This is a genomic window from Stenotrophomonas sp. 05L44_2, assembly GCF_056665995.1.
The window spans coordinates 1-5,120 of the sequence record NZ_JBFTNR010000323.1 but is presented as its reverse complement, the minus strand read 5'-3'; the positions used below and the strand labels follow the sequence as shown (position 1 = coordinate 5,120).

Sequence of the window (5,120 nt, the reverse complement as noted above, 5' to 3'; positions counted from 1 at the left end):
GCCGAGGGTGTGGTGTTCATTGGCCGCGTCGGGSCCGAACACRCCGGCSATCACCGGCATCATCACCAGYGCCAGCACGCAGGCCAGGTCCTCGACGATCAGCCAACCGACCGCGATCTTGCCGCGCTGGGTTTCCAGCAGGCGGCGCTCTTCCATCGCGCGCAGCAGCACTACGGTACTGGCCGTGGCCAGCGCGAAACCGAACACCACGCCGTGGATGACCGGCCAGCCCATCAATGCCGCCAGGCCCCAGCCGAGCAGGGTAGCGACCAGGATCTGGCCGATGGCACCGGGAATGGCGATGGCCTTGACCGCCATCAGGTCCTTCAGCGAGAAGTGCAGGCCGACGCCGAACATCAGCAGCATCACGCCCAGCTCGGCCAGCTGGTTGGCCAGTGCCTGGTCGGCGACGAAGCCCGGCGTGAACGGCCCGACGCAGATGCCAGCAACCAGGTAACCGACCAGAGGAGACAAGCGGAGCTTGTTGGCCAGCGCGCCGAAGATGAAGGGCCCGCCGCGCCCGTTACCGCTTACCAGTTGTACTTGATCCGCCCGTACACATACGCGCCATTGAAGCCGAACGGCGAGTAGTTGCTGTACGGCAGCATGCCGAAGGTCGAGTTCTGCAGGTCCTCGGTGCGGTCCGGGTACTCGTCCAGCAGGTTGTCGGCGCCCACCGTCAGCGTCCAGTTCGCACTCGGCTTGTAGCTGGCCGAGGCATCCAGCACCCACTTGTCGCCGTAGGTCTGGTCGCGCGCGGCGGTGGCTGAGTTGCGCACCGTGAACTCGCCGTAGCGGGTCGCCGCCAGGCCCAGTTCCCAGTGATCCGAACGCCAGGTGCCACTCAGGATCGTCTTGTCACGCGGATAACTGTCCTCGATGCGGCCGATTTCATCGCGGCCGATCAGCGACTGGGTCAGGCCCAGTGTGCCGAACACCGCCGGCGTGCCACCCACGCGCTGCACTTCGGTGTCGTTGTAGCTGTAGGCCGCGGTCAGTTCCAGGCTGCTGGCGCTGAACGGCACGGTGTAGCTGGACACGAAGTCGACGCCGCGGGTGCGGGTGTCCAGGCCGTTGGTGAAGTACGAGAACGCAGTCACCTGCGGCAGGCCGAGCGTGGTCAGCAGCGCGCTGCTGGCGGCATTGGTGCTGATGCTGGACGACAGCGCGATGCGGTCGTCGATGTCGATCTGGTACGCRTCGACGGTGAYGTACAGGCGRTCSAYCGGCTGCAGYACCAGRCCCAGGCTGTAGGASGTGGAGGTCTCGGCCTTCAGCGGCGACGCGCCCAGTGCCTGTGCGGCCGGGCTGGTGGTCGGGAAGGTGCCGCGTTCAACGAACACGCCGTTGAGGAACTGGCTGGTCACCGCCTGGTAGCCCTGCTGGGCCAGCGACGGTGCGCGGAAACCGCTGGAGGCGGTGGCACGCAGCGCCACCTTGTCGGTGAAGGCATAGCGCGCCGACAGCTTGCCGGAGAAGCGGTCGCCGAAGTCCGAGTAATCCTCGTAACGACCAGTGACACCGGCGGAGAACTTCTCGCTCAGGTCCGCTTCCAGGCCCGCATAGACCGCATAGTTGTGGCGATCGGTATGCACTTCGTTGGTCGGGGTGAAGCCGCCGAAGCCCTGCGCACCGGTGCCGGTGTAGGAATTCAGCTCGCCCGGGTTCTGGTCCCACTTCTCGCGGCGGTACTCACCGCCGAGGGACAGCGTGACCGGATAGGCCAGGCCCCAGTCCAGCGACTTGGTCAGGTCGGCGTTGAAGATGTCCTGCTGGTACTTCAGCGTGCCGTCGTAGAACGAACGCGGGCTGGTCGCGCCCAGGCTGTAGTTGATGCTGTTGCGGGTGTGGAAATCCAGGGTGTTCTCGCCGTGGTTCAGGCTCAGGTCCCAGGTCCAGCCGTTGTCGGTGTTGCCTTTGACCCCGGCCACCAGCGAGCGGTCCTTGGAATACTGGTTGATCTCCGGCACGAAGCCGTCGGGGTAGGTCTGCGCCAGCAGCGCGGTCTGTCCGTTGTGGTTGCGCGAACGGTAGAACGCGAACGAGGTGATGTCGCGGTTGCTGAGCAGCGCGCTCGCATAGCCGGTCACGTGGTCGCTGAAATCAAAGCTGGCATTGGCCGACGCCGCAGTGGCGTCCACGCGCGGGTCGCCGACGATGAAGGTGGTCTGGCCCACGGACGGGTAGTTGACGGTATTCGGCGTGGTGCCGCGATAGGGGCCGGCGCGGTCGCTCTCGTCCTGCTGGCTGATCTGGCCGGCCACGTGCACGCGGCCACGGCCGTTGCCGAATTCCACGCCGGTGTCGCCGGACAGCTGGTACTTGTTGCCGTCGCCAGCCGAGTACTGGCCGTAATCGACGGCCAGGCTGCCACCGCTGCCGCTGCCCTTCAGCACGATGTTGATGACGCCGGCGATGGCATCCGARCCGTACTGSGCGGMGGCGCCGTCGCGCAGCACCTCGACGCGCTCGATGGCGGCGATCGGAATCGCGTTGATGTCCACCGCCGACGAACCGCGGCCGATGCTGCCGTTGACGTTGATCATCGCCGAGGTGTGGCGGCGCTTGCCATTGACCAGCACCAGCACCTGGTCCGGCGACAGGCCGCGCAGCTGTGCCGGGCGCACGCCGCTGGTGCCGTCGGTCAGTGCCGGGCGCGGGAAATTCAGCGACGGCAGCGCGCGCGACAGCGCGGTGGCCAGCTCACCGGTACCGGTGGACTGCAGGATCTCGGGGGTGATGATGTCGATCGGCGACTGCGATTCGGCGACCGTGCGGTCGGCCACGCGGGTGCCGGTGACGATCACCGTATCCAGGGTGTTGGCGGCGGTGCCGGCCTGCTGGGCGGCGGCAACGAACGGAGAACCACCGAGTGCGACAGCGACGGCGGCGGCGATCAGGCTGGTCTTGCGGGTCATCGGGAGGGGGCTCCGGTTGGCGGGATGGCACCGGAATCGACATCACGGGGGTGAGGCGGACGACGGTTGCTGCGGTGCGCAATACAGGAATTAACGGGATATTCAGTGCCTGTCAAATGCCGGTCATCAGAAAAAACGTTGCAGCAGCAACCATTTAGCTGCGACAGGCGGTGACGGGGAAGGGRCCCGGGAGGCGCGCGGACAGGACGTGGGAGAGAGGAACGTCGGCCGTCGCGCATCCCGGGGCGCGTCAAGTATTCGTTAACGTTAGAATTGCGTCGCAGGAACAGTGCTTACCAGCACATTCCATTCGGTTATATGGACGCCYCCCCCCATGATTTCGCTTCGTAATTTCGCCTTGCGCCGCGGCGAGCGGCTGCTGTTGTCCAATGTCGACCTGACCCTGCATGCCGGTTACCGGGTAGGCGTGGTCGGCCGCAACGGTGCTGGCAAGTCCAGCCTGTTCGCGGCGGTGAAGGGCGAACTGGAGGCCGACAAGGGTGACGTCGACCTGCCGGGCAAGATCCGCATCGCCAGCGTTGCCCAGGAAACCCCGTCCCTGCCGGACCCGGCGCTGAGCTTCGTGCTGGGCGGTGACATCGAAGTGGCTGCGGTGCTGGCTGCCGAAGCCGACGCCACCGCCCGCGAAGACTGGGAAGCGGTGGCCGAGGCGCATACGCGCATGGCTGAGCTGAACGCCTACGACGCCGAAGCACGTGCCGGCAAGCTGCTGCATGGCCTGGGCTTCCCGGCCGAAACGCACCACCGCGCCGTGTCCTCGTTCTCCGGCGGCTGGCGCGTGCGCCTGAACCTGGCCCGCGCGCTGATGATGCCCAGCGACCTGCTGCTGCTCGACGAACCGACCAACCACCTGGATCTGGACGCGGTGTACTGGCTGGAACAGTGGCTGCTGAAGTACCCCGGCACCCTGCTGCTGATCTCGCATGACCGCGAGTTCCTCGACAACGTGGCCACCCACACCCTGCACCTGCACGGTGGTGGCGCCAAGCTTTACCCGGGTGGTTACACCGACTTCGAGCGCCAGCGTGCCGAACAGCTGCGCCAGCAGCAGATCGCGCATGAGAAGGAACAGGCCGAGCGCGCCCACCTGCAGAGCTTCATCGACCGCTTCAAGGCCCAGGCCAGCAAGGCCGCACAGGCACAGAGCCGGATGAAGCGCCTGGCCAAGCTGGCCGGAACCGAGGCGGTGCGCGCCGAGCGCGAATTCCGCATCGAGTTCGCACCGCCGGCCAAGCTGCCGTTCTCGCTGATCCGCCTGAACCACGTCGAGGCCGGCTACGGCAGCGATTCGGTGATCCTGCACAACGTGGGCTTCGGCCTGGAAGCGGGCCAGCGCATCGGSCTGCTRGGCMYCAACGGCGCSGGCAAGACCACCCTGGTGAAGACCCTGGTGGGCGAACTGGCACCGATTGCCGGCGAGCGCGCCGCACACCCGGACCTGCGCATCGGCTACTTCGCCCAGCACACGGTCGAGTCGCTGCATGAAGGCCAGTCGCCGATGGAGCACTTCCGCGACCTGGCCCCGGATGCACCGAACCAGTCGTTCCGCGATTTCCTCGGCAAGTGGAATTTCCCGGGCGACCGTGCCTTTGAACCGGTGGATGGTTTCTCCGGTGGCGAGCGTGCACGCCTGGCGCTGGCATTGATCGCCTGGCAACAGCCGAACGTGCTGTTGCTGGACGAACCGACCAACCACCTTGACCTGGAAATGCGCGAAGCACTGGCCGAAGCACTGGCCGATTTCGATGGCGCGATCGTGATGGTTTCGCATGACCGCCACCTGATCGGCCTGGTCTGTGACACCTTCTGGCGTGTGGCCGACGGCGTGGTCGAACCCTTCGATGGTGACCTCGATGCCTACGCCGCCTGGCTGCGCACGCGCCCGCAGGCGCAGGGCACCAAGGCACGCATGGAGCAGGTGGAGGAACCGGTGGTGGTCACGACCGCACCGGTCGCGCAGGTGGTGCAGAAGAAGCCGGTCAACCCGCACAAGCTGGCCAGCGCCGAAGCCAAGGTCGCCGAGCTGGAAGGTGTGTTGGCCGAACTGGACCGGCAGCTTGCCGACTCGAGCAACTATGCCGATGCCACGCGCATGGCCGTGCTCGGCCGCGACCGCGAAGCCGCCGCCGCACAGCTGGAAAAGGCCGAAGCGGCCTGGATGGAACTGCTGGAGTCCTGATT

Annotated in this window: 3 protein-coding genes; 1 reads left to right on the top strand and 2 read right to left on the bottom strand. The window is 66.5% G+C overall.

Annotated elements, in window-relative coordinates; translation table 11 throughout:
• The coding region (locus AC1VAN_RS12510) for a cation:proton antiporter domain-containing protein (protein WP_480985899.1) at positions 1–537 on the bottom strand (537 nt) is incomplete at its 3' end.
• A complete protein-coding gene (locus AC1VAN_RS12505) occupies positions 531–2,918 on the bottom strand; it encodes a TonB-dependent receptor plug domain-containing protein (RefSeq protein ID WP_480985898.1) in 2,388 nt (795 codons plus the stop codon). The genes AC1VAN_RS12510 and AC1VAN_RS12505, both read right to left, overlap by 7 nt.
• A gap of 334 nt (positions 2,919–3,252) precedes the next feature.
• Here AC1VAN_RS12505 and AC1VAN_RS12500 point away from each other — a divergent pair, with 334 nt between their 5' ends.
• A complete protein-coding gene (locus tag AC1VAN_RS12500; RefSeq protein WP_478049188.1) occupies positions 3,253–5,118 on the top strand; it encodes an ABC-F family ATP-binding cassette domain-containing protein in 1,866 nt (621 codons plus the stop codon).
• Positions 5,119–5,120 lie beyond the last annotated feature (2 nt).